General features: G+C 63.4%; 20 protein-coding genes. 8 read left to right on the top strand and 12 right to left on the bottom strand.

Annotated elements, in window-relative coordinates; translation table 11 throughout:
• The first annotated feature begins 116 nt into the window (after nt 1-116).
• Nucleotides 117-1397: a sensor histidine kinase gene (locus tag HMPREF3162_RS02495; protein WP_083304024.1), complete on the top strand. Its 1281-nt coding sequence runs from the start codon at nt 117-119 to the stop codon at nt 1395-1397.
• Nucleotides 1391-2002: a response regulator gene (locus HMPREF3162_RS02490; protein WP_070572412.1), complete on the top strand. Its 612-nt coding sequence runs from the start codon at nt 1391-1393 to the stop codon at nt 2000-2002. Before HMPREF3162_RS02495 ends, HMPREF3162_RS02490 begins: the two co-directional genes overlap by 7 nt.
• 77 nt (nt 2003-2079) lie before the next feature.
• Here HMPREF3162_RS02490 and dnaG read toward each other — a convergent pair whose 3' ends face one another.
• The 3 genes from dnaG to dusB all read right to left on the bottom strand — a co-directional run bounded on the left by dnaG (nt 2080) and on the right by dusB (nt 6563).
• Complete coding sequence (gene dnaG / locus HMPREF3162_RS02485; RefSeq protein ID WP_070776821.1) at nt 2080-4062, bottom strand: DNA primase; 1983 nt, start codon at nt 4060-4062, stop codon at nt 2080-2082.
• 64 nt (nt 4063-4126) lie between these two features.
• Nucleotides 4127-5410: a deoxyguanosinetriphosphate triphosphohydrolase gene (locus tag HMPREF3162_RS02480; RefSeq protein ID WP_070572408.1), complete on the bottom strand. Its 1284-nt coding sequence runs from the start codon at nt 5408-5410 to the stop codon at nt 4127-4129.
• A 1-nt stretch (nt 5411) separates the two neighbouring features.
• The gene (gene dusB, locus HMPREF3162_RS02475) at nt 5412-6563 is read right to left on the bottom strand and encodes a tRNA dihydrouridine synthase DusB (protein WP_370919371.1); all 1152 of its coding nucleotides are present in this window, start codon (nt 6561-6563) and stop codon (nt 5412-5414) included.
• A 128-nt stretch (nt 6564-6691) separates the two neighbouring features.
• On the opposite strand from dusB, the gene HMPREF3162_RS02470 reads away from it, so the two are divergent.
• Together HMPREF3162_RS02470 and HMPREF3162_RS02465 are read left to right on the top strand one after the other, a co-directional pair.
• Nucleotides 6692-8131: an L-lactate permease gene (locus HMPREF3162_RS02470; protein ID WP_070776820.1), complete on the top strand. Its 1440-nt coding sequence runs from the start codon at nt 6692-6694 to the stop codon at nt 8129-8131.
• A gap of 103 nt (nt 8132-8234) precedes the next feature.
• Complete coding sequence (locus HMPREF3162_RS02465; protein ID WP_070776819.1) at nt 8235-9887, top strand: thiamine pyrophosphate-dependent enzyme; 1653 nt, start codon at nt 8235-8237, stop codon at nt 9885-9887.
• 79 nt (nt 9888-9966) lie between these two features.
• Here the strand turns inward: HMPREF3162_RS02465 and HMPREF3162_RS02460 are convergent, their stop codons facing one another.
• Nucleotides 9967-11343, bottom strand: a complete 1377-nt coding sequence (locus tag HMPREF3162_RS02460) for a glycine--tRNA ligase (RefSeq protein WP_070776818.1) — start codon at nt 11341-11343, stop codon at nt 9967-9969.
• A gap of 301 nt (nt 11344-11644) precedes the next feature.
• Between HMPREF3162_RS02460 and HMPREF3162_RS02455 the strand changes: the two genes are divergently transcribed.
• Nucleotides 11645-13420 carry a DEAD/DEAH box helicase gene (locus tag HMPREF3162_RS02455; RefSeq protein WP_070776817.1) on the top strand — a complete coding sequence of 592 codons (1776 nt, stop codon included), beginning with the start codon at nt 11645-11647 and terminating at the stop codon, nt 13418-13420.
• Nucleotides 13421-13520: 100 nt separating this feature from the next.
• Here HMPREF3162_RS02455 and HMPREF3162_RS02450 read toward each other — a convergent pair whose 3' ends face one another.
• The 4 genes from HMPREF3162_RS02450 to HMPREF3162_RS12075 all read right to left on the bottom strand — a co-directional run bounded on the left by HMPREF3162_RS02450 (nt 13521) and on the right by HMPREF3162_RS12075 (nt 18103).
• Entirely contained in the window at nt 13521-14315 is a 795-nt protein-coding gene (locus HMPREF3162_RS02450) for an isoprenyl transferase (RefSeq protein WP_070776816.1), read from the bottom strand.
• Nucleotides 14316-14340: 25 nt separating this feature from the next.
• Entirely contained in the window at nt 14341-15066 is a 726-nt protein-coding gene (gene recO, locus HMPREF3162_RS02445; protein ID WP_070776815.1) for a DNA repair protein RecO, read from the bottom strand.
• A gap of 71 nt (nt 15067-15137) precedes the next feature.
• Nucleotides 15138-16898 (bottom strand): 2-isopropylmalate synthase, encoded by a 1761-nt coding sequence (gene leuA / locus HMPREF3162_RS02440; RefSeq protein ID WP_070776814.1) that lies wholly within the window; start codon nt 16896-16898, stop codon nt 15138-15140.
• A 173-nt stretch (nt 16899-17071) separates the two neighbouring features.
• Entirely contained in the window at nt 17072-18103 is a 1032-nt protein-coding gene (locus HMPREF3162_RS12075) for a hypothetical protein (protein WP_070776813.1), read from the bottom strand.
• 112 nt (nt 18104-18215) lie between these two features.
• Here HMPREF3162_RS12075 and HMPREF3162_RS02430 point away from each other — a divergent pair, with 112 nt between their 5' ends.
• Nucleotides 18216-19022, top strand: coding sequence for a L,D-transpeptidase family protein (locus HMPREF3162_RS02430; RefSeq protein ID WP_070776892.1), 807 nt, complete (start codon nt 18216-18218; stop codon nt 19020-19022).
• 9 nt (nt 19023-19031) lie between these two features.
• On the top strand, nt 19032-19802 hold the full coding sequence (locus HMPREF3162_RS02425; protein ID WP_083318873.1) for a dihydrofolate reductase family protein: 771 nt from the start codon (nt 19032-19034) through the stop codon (nt 19800-19802).
• On the opposite strand, the gene HMPREF3162_RS02420 is transcribed toward HMPREF3162_RS02425, so the two are convergent.
• Nucleotides 19746-20975 (bottom strand): alpha/beta hydrolase family protein, encoded by a 1230-nt coding sequence (locus tag HMPREF3162_RS02420; protein ID WP_070572390.1) that lies wholly within the window; start codon nt 20973-20975, stop codon nt 19746-19748. The genes HMPREF3162_RS02425 and HMPREF3162_RS02420 overlap by 57 nt on opposite strands.
• 129 nt (nt 20976-21104) lie before the next feature.
• On the opposite strand from HMPREF3162_RS02420, the gene msrB reads away from it, so the two are divergent.
• The gene (msrB, locus tag HMPREF3162_RS02415; RefSeq protein ID WP_070776812.1) at nt 21105-21506 is read left to right on the top strand and encodes a peptide-methionine (R)-S-oxide reductase MsrB; all 402 of its coding nucleotides are present in this window, start codon (nt 21105-21107) and stop codon (nt 21504-21506) included.
• Between the two features lie 145 nt (nt 21507-21651).
• Here the strand turns inward: msrB and hemQ are convergent, their stop codons facing one another.
• From hemQ to hemE, 3 genes are read right to left on the bottom strand one after another with little or no spacing between them, the layout of a single operon-like run.
• Entirely contained in the window at nt 21652-22362 is a 711-nt protein-coding gene (gene hemQ, locus HMPREF3162_RS02410) for a hydrogen peroxide-dependent heme synthase (protein WP_070572386.1), read from the bottom strand.
• Nucleotides 22363-22364: 2 nt separating this feature from the next.
• Nucleotides 22365-23780 carry a protoporphyrinogen oxidase gene (gene hemG / locus HMPREF3162_RS02405; protein ID WP_070776811.1) on the bottom strand — a complete coding sequence of 472 codons (1416 nt, stop codon included), beginning with the start codon at nt 23778-23780 and terminating at the stop codon, nt 22365-22367.
• Nucleotides 23777-24820 carry a uroporphyrinogen decarboxylase gene (gene hemE / locus HMPREF3162_RS02400; protein WP_070776810.1) on the bottom strand — a complete coding sequence of 348 codons (1044 nt, stop codon included), beginning with the start codon at nt 24818-24820 and terminating at the stop codon, nt 23777-23779. Before hemE ends, hemG begins: the two co-directional genes overlap by 4 nt.
• Between the last annotated feature and the right edge of the window lie 16 nt (nt 24821-24836).

Genomic DNA, 24836 nt, shown 5'->3' with positions numbered 1-24836 from the left:
TGCAAACTTGCATCAACTGCAATTTCTGCCGCCACACATATATCGAAGCCCGGACTGAAAGCCCGCTGCCCCACACGCACCGGTCAGCTCACATGCCGCTCCCGTATTCTTGAGCCATGGCTCGAGAGTCTTCTATTCCCCACATTCTTTCGATGCTGCGCATTATTCTGCATTTGAGCTTCGCAGCTCTGCTGAGTGTCGGCATTGTCCGCACGTTCCTCGAGCGGACCCAGCTTGCGCCTCTCATCTGCATTCTTCTGACAGCAGCGTTCACCGCCTGCCTGTACTTTGTGGGGACGTTCAGCGAAATCCGCTTTGCCAAGGGAGAGTCATCTTTCGACCCTCGGTCTCTGATCACATGGTGGCTTGCTTCCATCCTCGTTCTATGGGCCGGACTGACGCTCTCCAGTGAGAGTTTCGTGTGGGTGTCCTTCCCCCTGTTCTTCCTCGTCATCTACGCGTGGCCGCCGATTGCTGCTGCCGCCGCCATTGTGGGGATGATCACCGTCATCGCCTGCAGCAGCGTTCTGAACTCGGTGTTCACTCCCGGCGTTGTCATCGGCCCAATCGTCGGGGCGATCGTGGCCGTCACCATCTCGGCGGTGTACGCGAAGCTCGTCGACGAAGCCGTGCGCACACGGGCCGCATTCGAAGAGCTGCGCGCCGCCCAGGCGAAGCTGGCCCTGTCTCAGCAGCAGGAGGGTCGACTGGCCGAGCGGCAGAAAGTCGCCGCGGAGTTCCACGACACGATTGCCCAGAGCCTGCTGTCCATTGTGCTCATTGCCCGTGCCGGTCAGAATCGAAGCGAACCGCAGGCGCTGCACGCCGACCTGGGGACAATTGAGAACACGGCCGCGCAGAGCCTCACGAGCGTCCGCGGCTTCCTCGCCGGCGAAGAACTGGGCGGAAGCTCTGCCGAGGCGGAACTCGCCGAAGCCTGCACCACTGTCGAAGCCGCCGCATCGGCAATCGGGACTCCCCTGCGGGCAGCCTTCTCTACTGAAGGCACAAAGATCGGCCTGGCGCCGTCTCTGGAGTATTTCTTCTCGCGGGCAGGGCAGTCTCTTCTGTCGAATGCCCTTCTGCATTCCGAGGCCGACTATGTGTCCGTGACCCTGCACTACTGGGGTTCGGCTGTCAGCCTCGATGTTGTTGACAACGGCAGGGGCTTTGCCGGCAAGCACTTCGGCTACGGGCTCAATTCGCTCAGTGAGCGCACGGAAGAGCTGGGCGGTTCGATGACTCTGCGCTCAACCCCCGGCTCCGGCACCGAAGTGAGCGTATTCGTGCCGATCACAGGCGATTCGCTGGCCCGCCCGGCAGCCACATCGGCGCCCCCGAGCGAACAGCAGCCCACGTGGAGGAGCACACCGGCCCAGCAGGAGGAATCATGGTGATACGCGTTCTTCTTGTCGATGATCACCCGGTCGTCCGCGCGGGCCTGGCCTCCGTCATCTCCAGCGCGGACGACATTGATGTTGTCGACGTCGCTGAATCGGGTTCAGACGCGCTCAACCGTCTGCGCGCTTTCGACGTGGACCTCGTGGTGTCTGACCTGCAGATGCCCGGCGGTGACGGCATTGAACTGATCAAAGCGCTGCCGCAGGGCCCGCCGGTGCTCATTCTGACGACTTTCGACACGCAGGCGCTGGTCTACCGGGCCGTCGATGCCGGTGCGGCAGGCTATCTGCTCAAGGACTCCCCGGCGGATACCCTGCTCGACGGCATCCGCCGCGCAGCCGCGGGCCAACCGGTCATGTCCGATGCTGCCGCGACCGCCCTGATGCAGCGCACTCGCGTGGCGCACAGCGAACTGTCTGAGCGAGAAACTGAGATTGTCCGTCTGCTGGCAGCAGGACGCACCAACAGCGACATCGCCGGCGAGCTGTTCATTTCTCTGGCAACCGTGAAAACCCACGTCAGCCGCATTTTCGACAAACTCGGCGTGGACAACCGGACCGCCGCCGCGAAAAGAGCCCGCGAACTCGGGCTCATCAGCTGAAGCCTGCAGGCCCCAGCACGCGGCAGCGCACAGCGGGACTGAGGGACCGCCTAGACCTGACGGGTGTGCGGGCTGTTTCACATGTACTGGCGCAGCCGGGCGCGCTGACGTTCAAGGACCTGCAGCTGTTCGAGCAGTTTGGCAGAAGCCGCACCGTCATTTGGGTCGCTGCGCAGAAGCTGCGAGTGCAGCAGTCCCGCAATGCGCACAATGTCCTTGTCGAAAAGGCGGGCAACAATGGAGCGGCAGTACCGCCCGACCTCGTCTTCCCTCTGTGCCGGAAGGGGCCGCACCACCAGTTCCGCCACGATCTGCTTGGCCCGTTCATCACAGTTTTCTATCACGCGCTCCGGCCAGTGCTGGGGGTTCTGCACTGCCCACGCCATACCGCCTGCCGCCTGCATGGCCTGGAAGACAGCGCGGCTTCCAGCGTCATTGAACGCTTCCGGTTTGAGCCGGTCAAACAGCTTGACGTTGATGAAATCGGGCTTCTGCAGAGCTACCTGCAGCGCGCCGCGCTCAATGCGAAAACCCGTGTAGTCCTGCTCGGTGCCGCCGATTTCCTGCTGATAGGACTCAACATCGTTGGCAATCCGCGCCCGCCCCGGATCCTCCGTGCGGCCGGGCTGCTGGTTCGCATAGTGACTCGTATGCCCCACTCCCCCACGAGCCACTGGCTGCTCCCAGCTGCGGTTGGCCCGGTCTCTTCCCGGTTGGGCGGCCTGTCGGTTCGCCGTGCCGGCTCGCTGCACGGCATCGCGAACTTCGTCAAAGGTCATGCCCAGACGGCCTGAGAGCCACCGCTCATAGCCGGGGCGCATACCGCGATCGCGGATCGAGGCGACGATCGGCGCGGCTTCGCGCAGGGCCTTGACGCGGCCTTCGACGGTGTCGAGGTCGTAGTCGGCGATTGCCTTGGTCAGTGCGAATTCAAACAGCGGTCGGCGTGAGTCAATGAGATCGCGCAGCGCACCATCGCCCTTGCGCAGGCGGATGTCCGCCGGGTCGAGCCCCGAGCGCTCAACCGCGACGAAGGTGTCAGCAGTGAATTCGCTGTCTTCGCGGAATGCGCGAAGAGCTGCCTTCTGACCGGCTTCGTCGCCGTCGAAGGTGAAGATCACTTCGCCTGTTTTAGATGCGGCATCGCCCATCAGCCTGCGGATGACCTTGGTGTGCTCCGCCCCAAAGGCCGTACCGCAGGTGGCAATCGCACAGTCGATCCCCGCCAGGTGGGCGGCCATGACATCCGTATAGCCTTCGACGACGACCACCCGGCCCTCCTTTGCGATTGCCCGCTTGGCCCGGTCCAGGCCGTAGAGAACCTGATTCTTCCGATAGAGCGGAGTTTCGGGGGTGTTGAGATACTTCGGACCTTCGTCATCGTCATAGAGCTTGCGCGCGCCAAAGCCGATCACACGGCCGGTCACATCGCGGATCGGCCAGATCAGCCGACCTCGGAAGCGATCGTAGACTCCACCTCGGCGGCCTTCTGCGGCAAGCCCTGCGGCAGTCAGCTCTTTGTCGAGGAAGCCCCGCGAGCGCAGGTGCTTGCTGAGATTGTCCCAGCCGCGCGGCGCATAGCCCACACCAAAGGAAGTGAGCGCTTCTTCGTCAAAGCCCCTCTCGGCCATGTAGAGGCGCGCTTTTTCTGCTTCGGGTGAGCGGATGTTCGCCCGGAAGAAGTCTTGGGCCTCTCTGTGCGCTTCGAGCAGACGGGCCCGCTGGCCCGCCTCGCGCCTGTCCGGTCCGCTGCCCTTTTCATAGCGCAGCTGTACGCCGGCCCGTTCGGCCAGCCGTTCGACTGCTTCCGTGAAGGTGCAGCCGTCCATTTTCTGCAGGAACGTATAGGCGTCGCCGCTTTCCCCGCAGCCGAAGCAGTGGTAGTAGCCAGAGCTGGGCCTGACGTGGAAAGACGGGGTCTTCTCGTCGTGGAAGGGGCACAGGCCCTTCATCGAGTCGACGCCCGCGCTGCGCAGAGTGACATATTCGCCGACAACGTCGTCTATGCGCACGCGGCTGCGGACTTCGTCGATGTCATCGCGCACTATCAGCCCCGCCATGGCCCTTCCTCCCCTCGGAATGCCGCCGTCGGCACCTGTCCGGACAGTCGGCCTGAACAGCAGCTCACAGCAGGCTGCCCGTGTCCTCCTGCATAGCATGGTAGAACGACCACGCGGAATGGTCGGTCAGGCTGGCCACTTGGTCGATGACGGTGCGAAGCTTTCCATCGTCACCGTCGGCGTCCCGGTAGTCCAGCCAGAACATGGTGTCCATCGCGTCGGGCTTTTCGCTGAAGTATTCGCACAGGGCGCTCAGCACCCGCCCCTGAATCCGCTGGGTCTTCATGCGCTCTTCGGCAACCATCACGGTGACGGTCGCCAAACCTTTGAGCACCGCGATTTCGTGTTCGGTTGTCTGCGGCACAACGAGGTTCCCCTGGTATCGGCCAAGCGGCTCCCAGCCGTAGCCTTCGCGAGTGGCGGCTTCTGCCGCGCCTACAAACCGGCCGATGAGCTGGCTGGTCAGGTGCTTCATAGCCGCTTGCGCGCGGCGGGAGCCGTCAAAGCGCTCTGTCGGCCAGTATGCGGTTGAGCGCAGCCGATTCAGGGCGTCGATGATGTCTTCGTCGCGTGCCCCAGGCAGGTACCAGGAGCGGGTGATGTCTATCAGCCCGGCCATGGCGTGATCGTTTTCGTAGGCTTCGAACACCAGGTGGCCGGAGTTGACGGCGTCTTCGACATCGTGGACGGAGTACGCGATGTCATCGGCGAGGTCCATCAGCTGAGCTTCGATGCACCGCTGGGTTCCCTCTCTGCCGTCGCGGATGAAGGCGAAGACCGTGCTGTCGTCTTCGTAGGCGCCGAACTTCCGCACCGGGGCTCCCGCTTTGTCCGGTGTTGGAGCACTGTCGCGTGACCACGGGTATTTGATGCACGCGTCGAGGGTTGCCCGGGTCAGGTTCAGCCCGGCCGGCCCGCCCTCGTCGGTGAAGACCTTCGGTTCGAGCCGCGTGAGTATCCGCAGGGTCTGCGCGTTGCCCTCAAATCCTCCGATGTCTTTTGCGAACTCATCGAGAATGGTTTCGCCGTTGTGGCCAAACGGCGGATGGCCCAGATCGTGGGCCAGTGAAGCTGTTTCAACGATGTTGGGGTCGCAGCCGAGGTACCGGGCGAGCTCACGGCCCACCTGGCCCACTTCGAGCGAGTGGGTCAGCCTGTTGCGAACGAAGTCGTCTGTGCCGGGTGAAACCACTTGGGTTTTTGCGGACAGGCGGCGCAGTGCCGATGAGTGCAGGAGTCGTCCGCGGTCGCGCTGAAAGGCCGAACGCCGGGGATTCTTCCGCGGCTCAATGACCCAGCGTTCGCGAGAGTGGTCGTCGTATTCGGCAACACCGCCGGTCAGTGACACATCAGCCTCCGGAAATGTCGAGTTCGGCTTCAGAGATGTCCGCGTGGGCTTCGTGGTCGAAGATCCGGTCGTCCAGCCAGCCGTCGGGCAGGTGGGGTCGGCGAGCCCGTCCGGTGCGTCCGCGCACACCTTCAGCGGCAGCGCCCGGATAGGGTGCGCTGTGGTCGAGTTCGTCGAGGAAGCCGCGCAGCTCTTCGAGGCTGGAGACCATTGCCAGGCGTGTCCGCAGCGTTCCGCCGACCGGATATCCCTTGAAGTACCACGCCATGTGTTTGCGCAGATCGCGCACGCCGAAGAATTCATCGTCGTAGTAGTCGCGCAGGTATTCGCCGTGGCGGTACACGACGTCGGCCACGTCTCCCAAGCTTGGCCGGTGTCGCTCCTCGGAGCCGTTGAGCGCGTTCTGCAGATCGCCGAACAGCCACGGTCGGCCCTGGCAGCCGCGTCCGATCACCACGCCGTCGCAGCCGGTCGTGGCCATCATGGCCTGTGCGTCTTCGGCAGCGAAGATGTCTCCGTTGCCCAGCACCGGCACGCGATCGCCCACGTAGTCTTTAAGCCGGGCGATGGCGTCCCAGTCGGCTTGACCGGAATACAGGTCAGCGGTTGTGCGCCCGTGCAGCGTCATTGCCGCCACACCCGCGTCAATGCCGATGCGCGCCGCATCGAGGTACGTCAGATGGTCGGCGTCAACGCCTTTGCGCAGTTTGATGGTCAGCGGAATATCGCCTTTGTCGGCTTCGCGGACAGTGGTGTGGACGATATCGCTGAACAGGTCGAGCTTCCACGGCAGCGCTGATCCGCCGCCTTTGCGGGTGACTTTCGGAACGGGGCAGCCGAAGTTGAGGTCTATGTGGTCTGCCCGGTCTTCTTCTACGAGCATGCGCACGGCTGCGCCCATGGTTTCAGGATCCACGCCGTACAGCTGGACTGAGCGCGGGGTTTCCCACTCTTCGTGCTGAATGATGCGCATGCTCTTGTCGCTGCGTTCGATGAGGGCTCGGCTGGTGACCATTTCCGTCACGTACAGTCCGGCCCCGTATTCGCGGCACAGGCGGCGAAACGCGGTGTTGGTGATGCCGGCCATGGGGGCGAGCACCACCGGGGAGTCCAGTTCGATGTCGCCGATGCGCAGCTTCGTCTTCTCAGTCACAGTCACGGGCACATTATCCCAGGCGGTGCAAGTCCTGTGCGCTGCCGGTGTTCCCTGTGCTGCCGCCGGACGGTGCCAGAATGCAGATTCTCCTTCACGCCCGGCCTCCGGCGGGCTAGTGTGACGCTATGTCCCTGCTGCTCACGGCCCTTCCGGTTCTCACCGCGATCGGCCTTCTTCTGGCGGGCCGAGGCGCCGTCACCGCCGCTGTGGTTTCTGCGGCTGTCGCAGCTGTCGTCGGGGTGGGTACGGGCAGTCTGTCATGGAACCACCTGGGTGAGGCCGGCGAGTACGGGCTGCTGACACTTCAGGTGCTGCTCATTCTGCTGTTCGGCATGCTGTTGGCCGCGCTTCTGGAGCGTTCGGGCGCAATGGCGGAACTGTCGCGCTTTCTGTCCGATTCTGTCCCCACACCGGCGCTGGGGGCTGCGGCGGTTGTCTTCGGCGTTGTCCCCTTCGCCGAATCGGTTACAGGCTACGGAGTCGGCGTGACGGTGGGCGTGCCGATTCTTCGCGCTTTGGGATTCGCCCCCGCCAGGGCCGTCATTTTGGGCATGCTCGGCCTCAACACGGCGGTGTGGGGTGCTCTGGGCCCCGGTACGTCAATTGCAGCCCAGCTGTCCGGACAGACTTTTCGGGACGTCGGCGTGTTCTCTGCGCTGTTCTTCGGCCCGACTCTCCTCTTGGTCTCGGCATCGGCATGGCTGACCCTGCGCTTGCGGACGGGTGAACCCGATTCACCACACTCTGAGCAGCGCGGCCTGACTGCCGCGATCGCGGTTTTCGGTTCGGCTCTTCTCCTGTGGGCGGCAGTGCTGACGGTCAACCTGCTCATCGGCACCGCCGTTGCCGGTGTGCTCGGCGGTCTGATTGCGCTCATTGTGCTGTTCGGATTCTTCAGGGTCCGCCACGGCCGTCTTCCTGCACGCCGCGCCACCGCGGTCGCGGGTCTGCCCTACGCGGTTCTCACCGGCGGACTGTTGGCTTCCTACGCCGCTTATGCCGCTTGGGAGAACCGGCTCACGTCTGTTCTCATCTGGCCGCCGGTGTGGCTGGCTGCAGCCTGCGCGACTGTTTTCTTCATCTGGCGGCGCCGGGCTCTTCTTCCCGAGGTGCCCTCCGCCGTCCGCCGCTGGGTCCCCGTCGGAGTGTCCACGGGCGGCTTCATGATGCTGGGGTGGATCATGACCGTCACCGGCATGAGCACCACACTGGGCGAAGCGGCTTCTGTTCTCGGCGTGTGGCCGGCACCGGCGCTGAACACGCTTGGCGGGTATCTGGTGGGCAACACCACCGGGTCGAACGCCATGTTCGCCCAGACAATCGCCTCTATGGCCGCCGGCAGCGGAGCAGATGTGCTTCTGACGATCGCCGCTGCCAATGTGGCGTGTTCTCTGGCGATCATCGCCTCTCCCCCGCGACTTCTGCTGGGCATGCAGATGGCAGGGGCGAATCCGGCGAGCGACCAGCGTCCCATCACACGGATTCTCAGTGCGGCAGTGTGTCTGAACACGCTTGTCATCACCGCGGTTCTTACCGCAGCCGTCCGGCTTTCCTCTGCGGCCTGAACTCGCCGACAGGTCTCGCTTCCCACACTGTGGACAGACCCTGGAAGCGTCAGCGGACACTTCCTAGACTTTGCCAAACCACATGCGACACCAGGAGTTGTAAATGAAGTCTGACGCCCTGCCCGAAGGGACGCTCTCTGCCGGCCACATGATCGTCAAATCGCTTGAAGCCCACGGCGTTGAGCGCGTATTCGTCGTCCCGGGCGAAAGTTTCCTCGACACGCTTGACGGGCTCTACGACTCCTCTATTTCGACTGTCGTCACCCGCCACGAAGGCGGTGCGGCCTATATGGCCGAAGCCATGGGCAAGCTCACCGACACACCCGGTGTGGCAATGGTGACCCGGGGCCCGGGTGCGGCCAACGCGCACGTGGGCCTGCACACCGCGTGGCAGGACTCCACGGCAATGGTGCTCTTCGTCGGCCTCATCCCGTTCGAGCACCGAGAAAAAGAGGCCTTCCAAGAATTCGATCCGAAGTCGTGGTTCGACACCGGCGCCAAGAGAGTCATGGTCCTCGACCATCCTGAGCGCGCCTCGGAAATCGTCGCCGAAGCCATGTTCGCAGCCAGTTCCGGACGCCCGGGGCCAGTGGTGGTCGGCCTGCCGGAAGACATCATCACCCAAGCGCACTCCTCGGTTATCCACCCGCCCATCCCCGTGGCGAAGGGCGGCATGACCGTAGAGGACTGGAAGGACCTCAAATCGACCCTGCAGAGGGCCGAGCGTCCGCTGTTCGTCTTCGGCGGCAACGACTGGACCCACAGCGCTGCCGAAGAGTTCACCGAATGGCTCGAAGCGCACCGACTGCCGGCTGCCGCAGAGTGGCGCTGTCAGGGAACGGTTCCGTTCAGCTCGCCCAGCTATGTCGGCCCCATCGGCTACGGTCGGCCCGACTACACCCACCGCGTGCTCGATGAATCCGACCTCCTGATCTTCGTCGGCACCGTTCCCGGTGATGTTCTCACCGACGGCTTCACCGCACGGCAGAACTGGGACAAAGAGAACTTCATCGTCACCATCGACCCGTCACTGCGCGGGCGCTCAGGTCCTGTCACCCGGCAGATCATTGCCAAGCCCGCGAAGTTCGTCGACGATCTCGTGCGCATGGAACTGCCCGTCAAAGACGCGTGGACGCAGTGGACGGACTCCCTGCGCGCCATCCAGGAGACATGGTCGGCTCTGCCTCCTGCGGAGCCGACGGAGGGGCCGGCGAAGATGGCGACGGCCATGGCGAACGTCGTCAACCGGCTGGATGACAACGCAATGGTCACCTTCGGCGCGGGCGAACACACCAACTGGGCACACCGCTACTTCCCCGCCGAGGAGTACGCGGCGCTGATCTCAGCGCGCAACGGATCGATGGGCTACTCCGTGCCGTCGGCAGTGGCCGCAAGCCTCGAATATCCGGGCCGGGACGTGCTGTGCATTGCCGGTGACGGCGAATTCCTCATGAACGGCCAGGAAATGGCCACAGCCGCTCAGTACGGCGCGACACCGCTGATCATCGTCATGGACAACCAGGAGTACGGGACCATCCGCACCCACCAGGAAGTGCAGTATCCCGAACGGATCTCCGGGACCCAGCTGAAAAACCCCGATTTCGCTCTCATGGCTGAAGCCTTCGGCGGCTTCGGCATCAAAGTCACACAGGACGCCGAGGTTCCGCAGGCAATTGAACGGGCGCTCGAAGCCACGCGCAGCGGCACGTTCGCGCTCGTGCACCTGGTCGTCGAACAGCGCGTCAAAGCCTACTGATAAATACTCAACACCCGAGCCCTGCACGCGCGAGGCGCCCGACACCAACCGTGCCGGGCGCCTCGTCACACATGGGTGCTCAGCAGCCCAGGCGAGCGGCCAGGTAGGACTCCACCTGGTCGAGCGCAACGCGCTCCTGGCTCATGTCATCGCGGTTGCGGATGGTGACCGCGCTGTCGTCGAGCGAATCGAAGTCGTAGGTGATGCAGAACGGAGTGCCGATTTCGTCGTTGCGGCGGTAGCGACGGCCGATGGCGCCGGCATCGTCGAACTCGACGTTCCAGCGGCGGCGCAGACCGTCTGCCAGTTCCCGCGCCTGCGGCGAGAGCTTTTCGTTGCGCGACAGCGGCAGCACCGCGGCCTTGACCGGTGCGAGCCTGGGGTCGAGCTTGAGCACGGTGCGCTTATCAACTCCGCCCTTGGCATTGGGGGCTTCGTCTTCGACATAGGCGTCGACCAGGAACGCCATGAGCGCACGCGTCAGACCGAATGACGGTTCGATGACGTACGGCGTGTAGCGTTCGCCGGTGGCCTGGTCGAAGTACTGCATCTTCTGGTTGGAGTGTTCCGTGTGGCGGCCCAGGTCGTAGTCGGTGCGGTTGGCAACACCCATGAGTTCGCCCCATTCGCTGCCGGTGAATCCGAAGCGGTACTCCAGGTCGATCGTGCCGTCGGAGTAGTGGGCCCGCTCGTCTGCGGGGACATCGAACCTGCGCATGTTGTCGGGGTCGATGCCGAGTTCGACAAACCAGTTCCAGCAGTCCTCAACCCAGGAGTCGAAGAACTTCTGCGCGTCATCGGGGTGAACGAAGAACTCGATCTCCATCTGCTCGAATTCGCGGGTGCGGAAGATGAAATTGCCCGGCGTGATTTCGTTGCGGAAGGCCTTGCCGATCTGCCCGATGCCAAACGGAGGCTTCTTGCGGGCTGCCGTCACAACATTGGCGAAGTTCACAAAGATGCCCTGCGCGGTTTCGGGGCGCAGGTAGTGCAGGCCCTGACCGTCATCAACAGCACCGAGGTAGCTCTTGACCAGACCGGAGAACATCTGCGGTTCCGTCCACTTGCCCTCCTGGCCTGTTTCCGGATCGCGAATATCGGCAAGGCCGTTTTCGGGTTCCCTGCCGTGTTTGGCAACATAAGCCTCGATGAGGTGGTCTGCCCGGTAGCGCTTATTGGTGTGCAGCGATTCCACCAGCGGGTCGACGAACGTCTCGACGTGCCCGGAAGCCTCCCACACCTGCCGCGGCAGGATGATCGACGAGTCCAGGCCGACCATGTCAGCGCGACCGCGGACAAAGGTCTGCCACCACTGCTGTTTGATGTTCTCCTTCAGCTCCACGCCCAGCGGACCGTAGTCCCATGCTGAACGTGATCCCCCGTAGATCTCTCCGGCCTGGAAGACGAAGCCTCGCCGCTTGGCCAGGGTGATGACGGAATCCAGAGTCGATGCCACAGATGCTCCTTGATGCGTTGTGCAGCCGGTTCGCTGCCGGTACGGGGTCGCTGCGGACGCGCAGCCTCCACAAGGTTACCGAACTCACGGCGTGAGACGACCGTGCGGGCACGCGTGTGGCCTAGACTGGGACGTGCACCCAAACCGTGTGCGCCGACAGGCAGCGCAGCATCTTCTGCGCACCCGGCGCTCAATCTCTCTGGGCTTTCCGTGCGTTTATGAGTGCACACCGGCCTGGAACGGGCAGATCGCCAATTCAGTTCTCAGCGATCAAGCGTGCACCCGCACAGAAACGAGTCCCATGGACAGCGCACAGAACCACGCAGAAGACACCTCGGCCAACACTGTCGATCAGCAGGACAGCCTGCAGTTCTCCGATTTCGACCTCCACCCCTCAGTGCTGGCCGCAATTTCCGACCTCGGCTTCGAATCCCCCTCGCCAATTCAGGCGCAGACTATCCCGCTTCTGCTGGAAGGCCGGGACGTCATAGGACTCGCGCAGACGGGAACCGGCAAAACCGCGGCATTCGCACTGCCGATGCTCACACACCTCGCCGATGTCGGCCGAGCCGACGACGGCCCGTTTGCCCTCATCCTGACCCCCACCCGGGAATTGGCCATTCAGGTGGCCGAGGCGCTCACAAGCTTCGCGGCAAACCTCCCGAACTTCTCAGTTCTGCCTATCTACGGCGGACAGTCCTACTCCCCACAGCTTGCCGGCCTCAAACGCGGCGCCCAGGTGGTCGTCGGAACCCCCGGCCGCGTCATCGACCACCTCAAGCGAGGTTCCCTCAAACTGCACAGTCTGCGACACATGGTGCTCGACGAAGCAGACGAAATGCTCAAGATGGGCTTCCAAGAGGACATCGAAGAGATCTTCGCCGCCTCTGGCTCCTCCCGTCAGGTGGCCCTGTTCTCGGCCACCATGCCGTCGTCCATCCACCGGATCACCGGGAAGTACCTGGAAGACCCAGCTGAAGTCCGCATCAAGCAGGCCACTGCAACCGGGGCGAACATCCGCCAGCGCTTCCTGACGGTCATGCACTCAAACAAGCTCGACGCGCTGACCCGAATCCTCGAAGTCGAAGAAGCCGACGGCATCATCATGTTCGTCCGCACCAAGCAGGCAACAGAAGAGCTCTCGGAAAAGCTGCGGGCCCGCGGCATGCGCGCAGCAGCCATCAACGGCGACATTCCGCAGCAAGCGCGCGAACGCACAGTTGAGGCCCTACGCTCCGGTTCGATCGACATCCTCGTTGCCACTGACGTCGCCGCCCGCGGCCTGGACGTCGAGCGAATCTCGCTTGTGGTCAACTACGACATTCCGCTGGACACAGAGTCCTACGTCCACCGCATCGGACGAACGGGCCGTGCCGGACGCACCGGTGAGGCCATCCTGTTCGTCACTCCGCGCGAACAGCGCATGCTGCGCTCGATTGAAAAGGCCACCCGCCAGAAGGTCGAGCCGCTGACCCTGCCGACGGTCGACGAACTTGCCGATTCGCGCACCCAGAAGTTCAAAGAGCAGATCTCCGAAGCACTTGTTTCGAACGACCTGACGGAGCTGCGCCCTGTCATCGACGCCTACGAACACGAACACGATGTTCCCGCTGCAGACATCGCTGCGGCACTCGCAGCACTCGTATTGGGCAGCGCAACACTCAAGCCGGAGCCCCTGCCGGAACCAAAGGCTCGTCCGGACCGCAATGAGCGCGCCCGCACCGCAGAGGGCATGACCACCTACCGCATTGCGGTCGGCCGCAATGAGCGCGTCAACCCCGGTGCGATCGTCGGCGCAATAGCCAACGAGGGTGGGATCACGAACAAGCAGATCGGCCACATCAACATCCGGTCGAACCACTCGCTGATCGACCTGCCGGAAGATCTCGACCCGGCTGTTCTCGACCGTCTGAAGAACACCAAGATCCAGGGCAAGCGCATCGACATCCGCGTCGACACGGGCCGCCCCGGACGCCCGTTCAAGCGCAAAGACCGTAAGGCCGGCTCAGACCGCCCGTTCAAGCGCGGCGGTCGCGGCTTCCGCAATGACAAGCGCGGCGGTGACCGCCGCCGCTGAGCGCAGACGTCCGACTGAGCCAGCAGGCTGTCAGCGCAGCTGCGCGGCTTTGATTCGGGCCCGAAACCACTGTGGTTTCGGGCCCGCTTCGTCTGCAGCCTCAGTTCTTACCGGAGTTCTTGCCGACGACCCTATCGACTGCGCCGCCGAACCGCCGGTCGCGCATAGCGTATTCTTCGACGGCATTCCACAGCGTCGTCCTGTCCACGTCCGGCCACAGAACATCCTGGAAAACCAGTTCCGCGTAGGCCGACTGCCACAGCAGGAAGTTCGACGTGCGCTGCTCACCGGAAGAGCGCAGGAACAGGTCGACATCGGGCAGGTCCGGGGCATACAGTCGCGCAGCCAAAGACTTGGCCGTCACCTTGCCGGGTTTGAGTTTGCCCTGGGCAACCTCGTGGGTGATGGCGTTGACCGCATCGAGGATTTCGGCCCGCCCACCGTAGTTGACACAGAACTGCAGGGTCATGCGGGTGTTGTTCTTGGTGCGGTCGCGGGCGACATCAAGCTCCTTGATCACCGAGCGCCACAGCCTGCCTTCTCTGCCCGACCACACCATGCGCACGCCCAGAGCGTCGAGTTCATCGACCCGGCGGCGGATGACGTCCCGGTTGAAGCCCATGAGGAAACGCACCTCTTCCGGGGAGCGCTTCCAGTTCTCCGTCGAAAACGCGTAGGCGGACAGCACCTCAACACCCATTTCCAGGCTGCCGTAGATAACCTCCATCAGCGAGGCTTCCCCCGCTTTGTGGCCGTCTGTGCGCGGGAGTCCGCGCTCATTGGCCCACCGGCCGTTGCCGTCCATGACAACAGCAATGTGCTTCGGGATGAACCTCGTTGGAATCGCCGGCGGCGCGGCGCCATGCGGGTGCGGGGGAATCGGCTGATACTTCACGCCGCCATTATGGCAGGAGCACGGCTCAGCGCTCCAACAGCGCAAGCGATTTCACCCGTCGCTCCAAGTGCCACTGGACAAAAGCGGTGACGACTTTCGAAGCGGCCTGTGCGTCATAATCGGCCACCGTGCCCGGCTCCGGCCAGTCTGCCGTGCTGATCCTCTGCAGATACGCCAAAGCCTCGGGACCGGGAAGGTGCTCTCCTCCGCGCCGACACGCCTGACACACCGCACCCCCGGCTTCAAGCGAGAACGCGCGGTGTGGTCCGGCAGTCCCGCACCGCGCGCAGTCAATGAGGCTCGGAGCCCAGCCGGCCAGCGACATAGCTCGGACCAGATAGGCGTCCAGAGAAGCGCGTGCGGGATGTTCGCGCCGGCACATAGAGCGCAGAGCCGCCACCAGCAGCAGAAACTGGTCTTCCGTACGGGGGTCGTCTTCTGTCAGCCGCAGAGCGGTTTCGGCCATAACGGCGCCAACGGTGTAGTAGTCGTAGTCGGTGATGAGCCCCTGGGCAAACGGCTCAATGAGCTCCACCTGGGTGACAACGTCCAGATTCCTGCCGCGGTTGGCCTGCAGGTCGATCATCATGAGCGGCTCCAAGCGCGAACCGAAACGGCTGGTGGTCCTGCGAACCCCCTTGGCAACAGCGCGGACAACACCGCTGTGACGAGTGAGAACCGTGACGATCCGGTCGGCTTCGCCGAGTTTATGGGTGCCCAGAACCACACCCGCGTCACGATATTTCCTCACCGGCCCATTGTCCCCCACACACCACGAGGCGGTGCCTGGGCACCGCCTCGTGACATGTGACCGTAACTGCGTCAGTCGCCGCTGTTGTCGCGCAGGTAGCGGTTGACCGCGGAGATGACGGCCTTGAGGGACGCCTTGGCGATATTCGAGTGCATGCCCGCACCCCACATGATCCGGTCCCCGATCATGACTTCGACATAGGCAGCGGCCGCGACGTCCGCACCGGCGCCGATCGCGTGCTCGGAATAGTCCTGAACCCGCATATCGAGATCGAAGTTGTCGTTGAGAATGTTGACCAGAGCATTCAGCGGCCCCGTTCCCTGACCTTCGAACTCGCGTTCCTGACCGTCGATGCTCAGCGCCACCTCGACCTTTTCGGAGTGGCGTCCGGCTGAATCATCGCCCAGGGACTCGGTGCGCAGACCCCGAATGCGGAAGCGGCCCCACGCATTGTCCGTCGGCAGGTATTCATCGCTGAAGGCTGACCAGATTGCCTCTGCTGTGAGTTCGCCGCCTGATGCCGTGACGTTCTTGATGACCTTGGAGAACTCCACCTGCATGCGGCGCGGCAGGTCCAGACCGTATTCGCTCTTGAGCAGGTATGTGACTCCGCCCTTGCCCGACTGCGAATTGACGCGGATGATCGCTTCGTAGCTGCGGCCGAGGTCCTTGGGGTCGACCGGCAGGTAGGGCATGTCCCATTCCATGAGGTCGATCGGCGTGCTCGTTTCGCGCGCTCGACGTTCGCGCTGCGCGAAAGCCTTGTTGATGGCATCCTGATGCGAACCGGAGAAGGACGTGAACACGAGATCCCCGCCGTACGGGTGACGCTCGTGCACCCCGATCTGGTTGCAGTACTCGACCGTGTGGATGACCTCATTGATGTCGGAGAAGTCGAGTTCGGGATCAACCCCCTGGGTGTAGAGGTTCATGGCAACTGTCACGAGGTCGAGGTTGCCGGTGCGCTCACCGTTGCCGAACAGACACCCCTCAATGCGGTCCGCCCCGGCCATCAGCCCCAGCTCTGCTGCGGCCACACCCGTGCCGCGATCATTGTGCGGGTGCAGCGACACGGCCACCTGGTCACGGTATGGGATGTGGCGGCAGAACCACTCGATCTGGTCGGCGTAGGTGTTCGGGGTGCCGCGCTCAACTGTTGCCGGCAGATTGACGACGGTGTCGCGGCCATCTTCGGGCTGCCACATGTCGAGCACACCGCCGACAACGTCGAGAGCGAAATCGGGCTCCGTGTCAACGAAGATCTCCGGCGAGTACTGATAGCCGAAGTCAGTGTTCGGAAGCACCGATTCAGCGGCTTTCATGACAGCTTGGGTGCCGCGCAGCGCGATGTCCTTCGTCTGTGCGCGGCCGTCTCCGTCAAAGCCGAAGACAACGGAGCGGAAGACCGGCGCAGTGGCGTTGTACATGTGGATGGTGGCCTTGTCCGCTCCGATGAGCGCTTCGGCTGTGCGCTCGATGAGATCTTCGCGCGCCTGGGTCAGCACGGAGATGCGCACATCATCTGGGATCAGATCCTTTTCGATGATGTGCCGCACGAAGTCGAAGTCCGGCTGACTGGCCGAGGGGAAGCCGACTTCGATTTCCTTGAAGCCGATTTTCACGAGCAGTTCGAACATCTTGATTTTGCGTTCGACCGTCATGGGGTCGATGAGCGCCTGGTTGCCATCGCGCAGGTCGGTTGAAAGCCAACGCGGTGCGCGAGTCAGGCGCTGGTCCGGCCAAGTGCGGTCGGACATGTCCAGTTCAATGCGATCGAAGAAGGACTTGTACTTCGTGAACGGCATGGGGCTTGGCTTCTGCAGATTGGTCATGTGATCTCCTCATGTGGTCTTCAGTCGACCGAACAGCACTGACTCCGCGACGAGGGTCCGGCCTTGTTCAGGACTCGCCGCGGCAGCTAAGGAGAAGCAGACGCATACTGTGACCCTACTCTCGCCTCACTGAGTCTCGAATCTCCGTCTTAGCGTTTGAGACACAGAGCTCGTCACTTGAAGTTGAAGTCGCCTTTGCGAACGTGGAAGCTGCCGCCAGGACCCGTGCAGCGCACACCGTCTCGCTGCGATGAGCACTCAAAGCCGTGGGCTTTGATGGTTTTGCCATAGCCCAGCTCTTTCGGGCTTGGAGCTTCGCCGACGCTCTTGCACGTAAAGCCCGCGGATGACTCAGTCACTTCAGCAACGCTGCCCCATTCGACGCCGCCGGAGCAGTCGTCTGGCTGTTCACCGGGCGAATACTCGAAGCTGCTCACTGTGCAGCGCGCACGGTCTTTGTAGATGACGCAGGAGATATTGCCCGACGGGGTGATGAACGCCTCAGCTTCGGAAGAATCAAAGTCTGACGAGCTGTCGTCAGAATCGGAAGCACCCGATGGGTCCCCGGCTGTCGGCGGCTTGGTCGATTCCACCTGGCCGTCAGAGGACCGCATGTCGAAGAAGATATACAGACCCGCACCTACGAGGAAAAGCGCCAGCACGGTGGTGAACGTGACCACAGCCCACGGCGGTTTCGACTTGTTCTTCTTGGGCTCCTCCTGCTGGTGCGGCACGTGCCCCGAGGCGACGGCGGTGTAGCCCGCCGGCGCATAGCCCGCGTGCAGACCCTGCGGAGAGACCGACTGCGCGGCACCGTACTGCGCCTGCGGCGTACTCGGCGACGGAGCCGTCGTCGGAGCAGAAGACGGCGGCGGAGGCGGCGGCGGAGGCGGCGGAAACGCATCGGCGCCCGACTGTGTGCGGACAGGCGGCCGAGAGGGAGGAGCCGGTGGAGCCGGAGGCATCGACGAAGCGGACCTCGGCGGGGCAAACGGCGGCGGAGGCGGGATGACCCGATCCCCCTCCGACGAGTAGTCCCGACCGCTTCCGCTGAATTCGTCATGGTCGAACTGCCGCGTCGAATCGGCTTCGCTGTCAAAGATCTCGCGGTATAGGCCCCCGGACCCAACACTGTTGTCGGATGAGTAGCGCGGGTCGCCGTTCGGCGGTGTGCCTGTGGAACCAACGTCGGACGGTTTGCTCATGCCGTGCAGTCTAACGGAACACTTCCGAAAACCTCGCCTGCGCTGACTGCATCAAGCACATTGACACGCCCTATACAGCGCATTTCCTGCAGAGAATGAGATACTGGTGAACATGGACAGCGCGCGATCGAACCCATCATCCGCGAGACCGTGGTGGATATACCCAGCCGCCGGCGCTGTTGCCGGCGCACTTGTGCTCGCGCTGGCCTCTGCAGACAGAACTTCAGCAGCGCTCGCCGAAGACGAACGGCTCACAGCACCCACTCTGCGCACACCGGGCGATTTTTCAGCCCCCGTCCTCGACATCCGCAGCGGCGACAGCACGCAGGCCCGCGGTTCGATTCCTCACCTGGGCCCTAGGACCTCCGCCCAAATCCCACACGACACCCACCAGGTGATCGTGTCCTCCAGCCCAGAGACAAAAAGCTCCACCGTAACCACCGCACTGTATGAGCGCACCTCCGATGGCTGGAAGCAGAAGCTGTCCTTCACCGGCCACAACGGTGAGGCCGGATGGAAGGAAAAGCGCAAAGAAGGCGACATGTCGACCCCGGCCGGAGTCTTCACCCTCAGCGACGCCGGAGGCTACCTGCCGGACCCGGGAACGAAAATGCCCTACACGCGGGACACGAACCTGCGCGCCAGCGCTCAGTCTGTGTACGGGGACGACTACAAACTGGTCTACGACTATGTCCTCGCCATTGACTACAACCGCAAAACCGGAGTCCCGCCGACCGACCGCACGCGCCCACAGGGCAAAGCCCCCGGCGGCGGCATCTGGTTGCACGTCGATCACGGCAAGGCCACCCACGGCTGTGTGACTGTTGACCGCAAGGACATGGGGGCCATCCTCAAAGAACTCGACCCGAGCAAGAACCCCATGATCGCCATGGGCAGCGCAGATTTCCTCGCACGGTAGGGCACCTTCGTGGCAGCCTCACAGCACCTGCATCAGATCTTCCCGTCACCTGCGCAGTTTGCTCCCGATCCGCGGGAGGCGGCACTCACCGCGCTGTACGATTCAACAGACATTCCGCCAGACCGTCCCCGTGTGCAGTCGAACATGGTCCAAAGCCTCGACGGCAGGATCGCCGGTGCGGACGGACTGTCAGGAACAATCTCCAGTCCCGCGGACAAGCGCGTCTTCGCCGTTCTGCGCGCACTTGCCGATGTTGTCATCGTCGGAGCCTCCACTGTGCGCGAAGAGGGCTATACGCGCCTTCCGGCTCGCCAGCGCTTTGCTGAGGATCGCCGAACTCGAGGGCAGGACCCTGCTCCGACGCTTGCGATCATCACCGGTTCGGGGAACCTCGACGTCGACCACCTGACATCTGCCGGCAGCGGCAGCATCATCGTGTTCACGACCACTGACGACGATGACGTGCTCGGCCGCCTGCGCAGCAGCCTGTGCGAGGTGATCCGCGTTGACAGTCCCGACCCGCACACCGTGCTGGAAGCCCTTGCGCAGCGTGGGTTCAAGCGCGCACTGTGCGAAGGCGGACCTTCGCTCCTGGGGGAATGGGCGGCAGCGGGGGCCATCGACGAAATGTGCGTGACCGTCAGCCCGCTGCTCGTGGGCGGGGCCGGCCCCGGAATCCTCGGCCGGGTCGAACTGGACGGGCCTGCCCGTCTGCGCCTGCTGTCAGCCGTCGAAGGCGACAGCACCCTCATGTTGCGCCTGGGTTTCCAAACCTCGTAGGAAGCGCATCACGTCGTCTTCCCACGCAAGCCGATCCACGTTCCATTCCTTGGTGTGCCGGGCTTTCGTATAGCGCGGCATCGTCACAAGGTCACGACGGAAGCCGGCAAGCGCCCGCGACGGCCCCACCGGCACGAATTCGTCGTCTTCGGAGTGGATGAGCAGTGTTGGGACCGTGAGGTCGGCTGCGCGTTTGACCCAGTCCATGCGGTCAAGGTCGAGAGGTGTCTCAAGCCCGGTGAGCTTGCGCGCCCACGGCCGGGTGATCATCTGCAGGGTCAGCCTGGCAATCGGCGTGGGCAGGAGGTTCAGGCGGGCCTGGTGGTCAAGAACGTCGTACCAGTCGACCACCGGACCGTCGAGCACCATGGCGACGATGCTGTCGGCGTGGCGGCCCCGCGATGCGGTCTGGAAGGCAATCGCCGCTCCCATCGACCATCCGAACAGCACAATCCGGCGCGCCCCGTTGGCAAGGGCGAAGTCGATCGCCCGATCGACGTCGATCCATTCCGTGTCGCCCAAACCGTAGGTCTGGTGGCGCTCAGTTTCCGGGTCATTGCGGTACGACATGGCGATTGACGGAATTCCCACCCTGTCCAGAACGGCGGCTGCACGCAGTGTTTCCCGTCGAGTTCCGCCTCGGCCGTGGATGAGGATCGCCCAGGTGTCCGACGGCTGGGCTGCGGTAGTCGGCAGAAGCCAGGCGGGCAGTGCCCCGACGTCAGAGCTGATGACGATGTTCTCGCAGGGAAGGTCGAGGTCTTCTGGCCCCATGTGGACGGTTCCGGTCCACCGGCCGACACAAGCGTGGCGAATGTCGCCGTACAGCACCTTCTCGACCCGTCGGCTGACGGTCGCGGACTCGGGATCGTATTCCGTGAGTTCGCCGATGCGGGCAAAGCCTTCGGCAGAGCCGTTTGCGAAGTACAGGCCGTAGGTTCCGGCAACCAGAGTGTCGGGGGTGGCCTCCAGGTGGATGAGCATGTCGTTGTCAAAGCCCTCGACGTGCAGGATCCGAACGTCGTTTTTGGCCTTGCCGGGAGTGACGATCTTTCTTGCGAAGTAGACCGCGAGCCCGGATGAGGCAACAGAGGCGAGGGCACCGATTCCGATGCCGATGCCAAGCCCCGCTGCCAGCGCTCTCGCTGTCTTGGACTGGATAGCCTGTGCCACCTGGTTACCTCCTGCCGGACAGTCTAGGGGCGGCCTGGGCGGCTGTGCCACCGTGACCGGAATTCTTTGCACTAGACACAGGTTTTCTACAGTTGAGTCATCACCGGCGCACAAAGAACAGGAGCTGACATGGCTGAAGCCGCAGACAGGACTGAACAGTATTGGCGCAACATTCTCAGCCCGGAGGAGTTTGCCGTGCTCCGTCAGGGCGGGACGGAGCGGCCCTTTTCCGGTGAGTACGACGGGGTGTTCCGCGAAGGTCGCTACCTGTGTCGGGCATGTGGGGCGGAGCTCTTCACCTCGGAGACGAAGTTCGATGCCCAGTGCGGCTGGCCGGCGTTCTACGCGCCGCTGGCCGAAGACCGCGTGCGCTATATCCGGGATGAATCGATGGGCATGGTGCGCACCGAGGTCCGGTGTACAGCATGCGACAGCCACCTGGGCCACGTCTTCTACGGTGAGGGCTTCCCCACTCCGACCGATGCGCGGTTCTGCATCAACTCCATCTGCTTGGAGCTCATAGAGCCCTGACTGGGCGGCGCTCGCGGTCTGTCTGCTTGGAGCGCAGGCAGGGCCGGTTGTTTGAGCTCACACGACTGAGGCCGCCGGATATTCCGGCGGCCTCAGTCTGTCAGTCAGCGCTTTTCGCTTGACGCTGCTTCGCGGCAGGGGAAGATCAGCGCCAGCCGGCGATGATGTCAGCCAGTTCGCGGCGCGGTCCCGTGAAGAACGGAATCTCTTCGCGCACGTGCAGGCGCGCTTCGGTGGCGCGCAGGTCGCGCATCATGTCGACCAGACGGTGCAGCTGGTCGGCTTCGAAGCCCAGCAGGAATTCGTAGTCGCCCAGCGCAAAGGCCGACACGGTGTGCGCCTTGATGTCCTTGTATCCGGCTGCGGCCATACCATGATCGCGCAGCATCTTCGAACGGTCTTCGGCATTGAGGATGTACCAGTCGTAGCTGCGCACGAACGGGTACACGCACAGGTAGTCAAGCGGAGTTTCGTCCGTCATGAACGCCGGGATGTGGCGACGGTTGAACTCTGCGGGTCGGTGCAGGCCGACAACCGACCACACGGGCTCGAGAATCGCACCGAGTGTTGAGCGGCGCACAATCGAATAGGCCTTTTGGAGGGTTTCGACCTTCGGTGCGATCCACCAGAACATGATGTCGGCGTCGGCTCGCAGGGCCGAAACGTCATAGGTTCCGCGGACTGTCAGCCCTTCCGCTTTGAGTTCGTCAAGCTGCTGAATGACCTCTGCGGCAAGTTGCTGGCGGTCGCCTTCGGGAAGGTCACCGCCGGCGGCGAAGACGGAATAGCCCAGGTAGCGGATTTCGTCATTGGCCTGGTCGATCTGTTCCTGTGAGGGTTCTTGGTATTCGCGCATTTTCAGCCTTTCTCGCCTATGCGATGGATTTCGTTCTGCGCTCGGGATATGCACGCCGGCAGTCCTACACCTTCGTACACGTTTCCGACAAGCGCCAGACCGGGGGTCTCAGATGTCGCACGGTCGATGTCCGCCACGCGGTCGAAATGTCCCGGAGTGAACTGGGGCAGACTGTCCTGCCACCGCTGGACCTCCAGGTGCGCGGCGATGTCGTTCCTGCCGGTGATGTCGAGCCAGTCCGCCCACGCGCGGCTGGCAAGTTCAGCGTCGTCCAACTGCCCCCACGCGTCAGGACCATCACCGTAACGGCCAACGCTCATGCGCACAACAGCACGGCCGTCAGGCAGAACAGCATCCAGCCAGGGCCATTTGTTTGACGCGTAGGTTGAAGCCTTGATGAAGCGATTCTCGGTGGGCGGGATGAGGAAGCCGCTGCCGCTTAACGGCTCGGCAAGGTCGATGACCGCGGTGATGACGGCACAACTGGCGTAGGGAACATCTGCCAGCAGCTGCGCTGCCCGAGGTGCCGCGTCGCGCAGAATCTCTGCTGCCGCATAGGCGGGCACGGCGATGATGACGTCATCGGCCAGGGCCTGCCCGCCGTCGGCGAACAGCACCTGCCAGCCATCGTCGCCCCTCTGCGCGGACACAGCCCGCGCTGACGTCACAATCTGCCCTCCGCAGCTGCGCACTTCATCAGCCAGGGCCGAGACCAGAACGCTGATTCCGCCGCGCAGGGTCATGAACACCGGCGGCGCAGCCTTTTCCTGCGTGCCGGGAACATTCGCCCCGGCAGCCGCAGTGCGGGCGGCCAGCGTGGTCCTGACCGTTTCGGTGACCGAGGTGCCTGTGCGGTAGGCATCCAACAGGGCCGGAACCGTCGCCTGCATCGACAGGTCACGACAGCGGCCCGAATAGACGCCGCCGATGAGGGGGTCGAGCACCGTGTCGACAACAGCCTCACCCAGTCGGGCGGCTACGAAATCGCCGATCGACACATCGCCGCTGCCTGCGCGGGTGAGCTGTTCGTCTTCGGCCCTGGCGATCTGTTCGCTGCTGAGAATTCCCTCCAGCGCACGAGGGTCCCCCGGCACACCCATCAGGGTGCCCTTGGGCATGGCCTGCATGCGCCCGCCTACAAACAGCTGCGAGGAGTGCTCCCGCGACGGATACACGGCTTCCAGACCCAGATCCTCGGCAAGTTCGCGGGTTTCAGGCCGCAGATAGAGGCTCGCCTCGGCACCGACGTCAGCCGATTCAACAGCCCCGCCGAGTGTCGAGGACTTCAGCAGACCGCCCACGCGGTCAGACGCCTCGTACACCGTGACAGAACTGCCCGGGCGCAGCCGCAGGTACTCATAGGCGGCGGTCAGGCCGGAGATTCCGGCCCCAATGACGACTGCCCTACGTTCGGTCATGACTTTTCAGCCAGCACCTGCTCGGAGATCCGGTGCACTTCCCGGACAACCCGGCCCGGCACCTCGGGATCGGTATTGGGCAGCACACCGTGACCCAAATTGAACACAAAGCCGGGAGCTTCGAGACCCTTGCGGACAACCGCCTCAATGCGCTCCCGCAGAGCCTCCCACGGTGCAAACAGCATGGCGGGATCCAGATTGCCCTGCACCGCCTGGTGAGGCTGAAGCCGCTTGATCCCCTCGGCGAGGTCAACGCGGAAGTCAACGCCGACCGCGGTCGAACCGGCTTCCGACATGGCACTGAGCAGCTCGCCGGTCTGCACCCCGAAGTGGATGCTGGGAACATCAAGATCGGAAAGGCCGGAGAAAAGACGTTGCGTGTGCGGCAGAACATAGCGACGGTAGTCGGCCTCGCACAGGTAACCGGCCCAGGAATCGAAAACCTGAAAAGCGCTCGCACCGGCTTCGACCTGGGTGCGGATGAACAGCTCCGACATCACGTCGAGTCTGCTCAGCAGACGGTCAAACAGCTCGGGAGCGCCGACCATCATGGCCTTCGTCTTTTCGTGGTTCTTCGACGGCCCGCCCTCAATGAGGTAGCTGGCCAGCGTAAACGGCGCTCCGGCAAAGCCGATGAGCGGAGTGTCTTCGGGAAGCTGCTCAACAATTCCGCGCACCGATTCCGCAATGTCGGGAATATCGTCCGCAGTCAGCTCAGGCAGCGCGTCAATGTCCTCAGCGCGGCGAATGGGCTGATCCATAACCGGCCCGACACCGGGTTTGATCTCCACGCCGACACCGGCTGCCTGCAGGGGAACGACGATGTCGGAGAAGAAGATCGCAGCGTCAACGCCGTGACGGCGGACCGGCTGCATCGTGATTTCGGTGACCATATCGGGGCGGCGGCACGATTCGAGCATCGACGTGCCCTCACGCAGTTTGAGGTATTCAGGCAAAGACCTGCCTGCCTGCCGCATGAACCAGACGGGTGTGCGCGATACGGGACGACCGGTCGCCGCCCGTTCGAAAGTTGTAGCCATACGCCTATCGTCTCAG

Source organism: Brevibacterium sp. HMSC07C04 (genome assembly GCF_001815905.1).
GTDB lineage: Bacteria > Actinomycetota > Actinomycetes > Actinomycetales > Brevibacteriaceae > Brevibacterium.
This window is presented reverse-complemented; position numbering and strand designations above follow the sequence as displayed.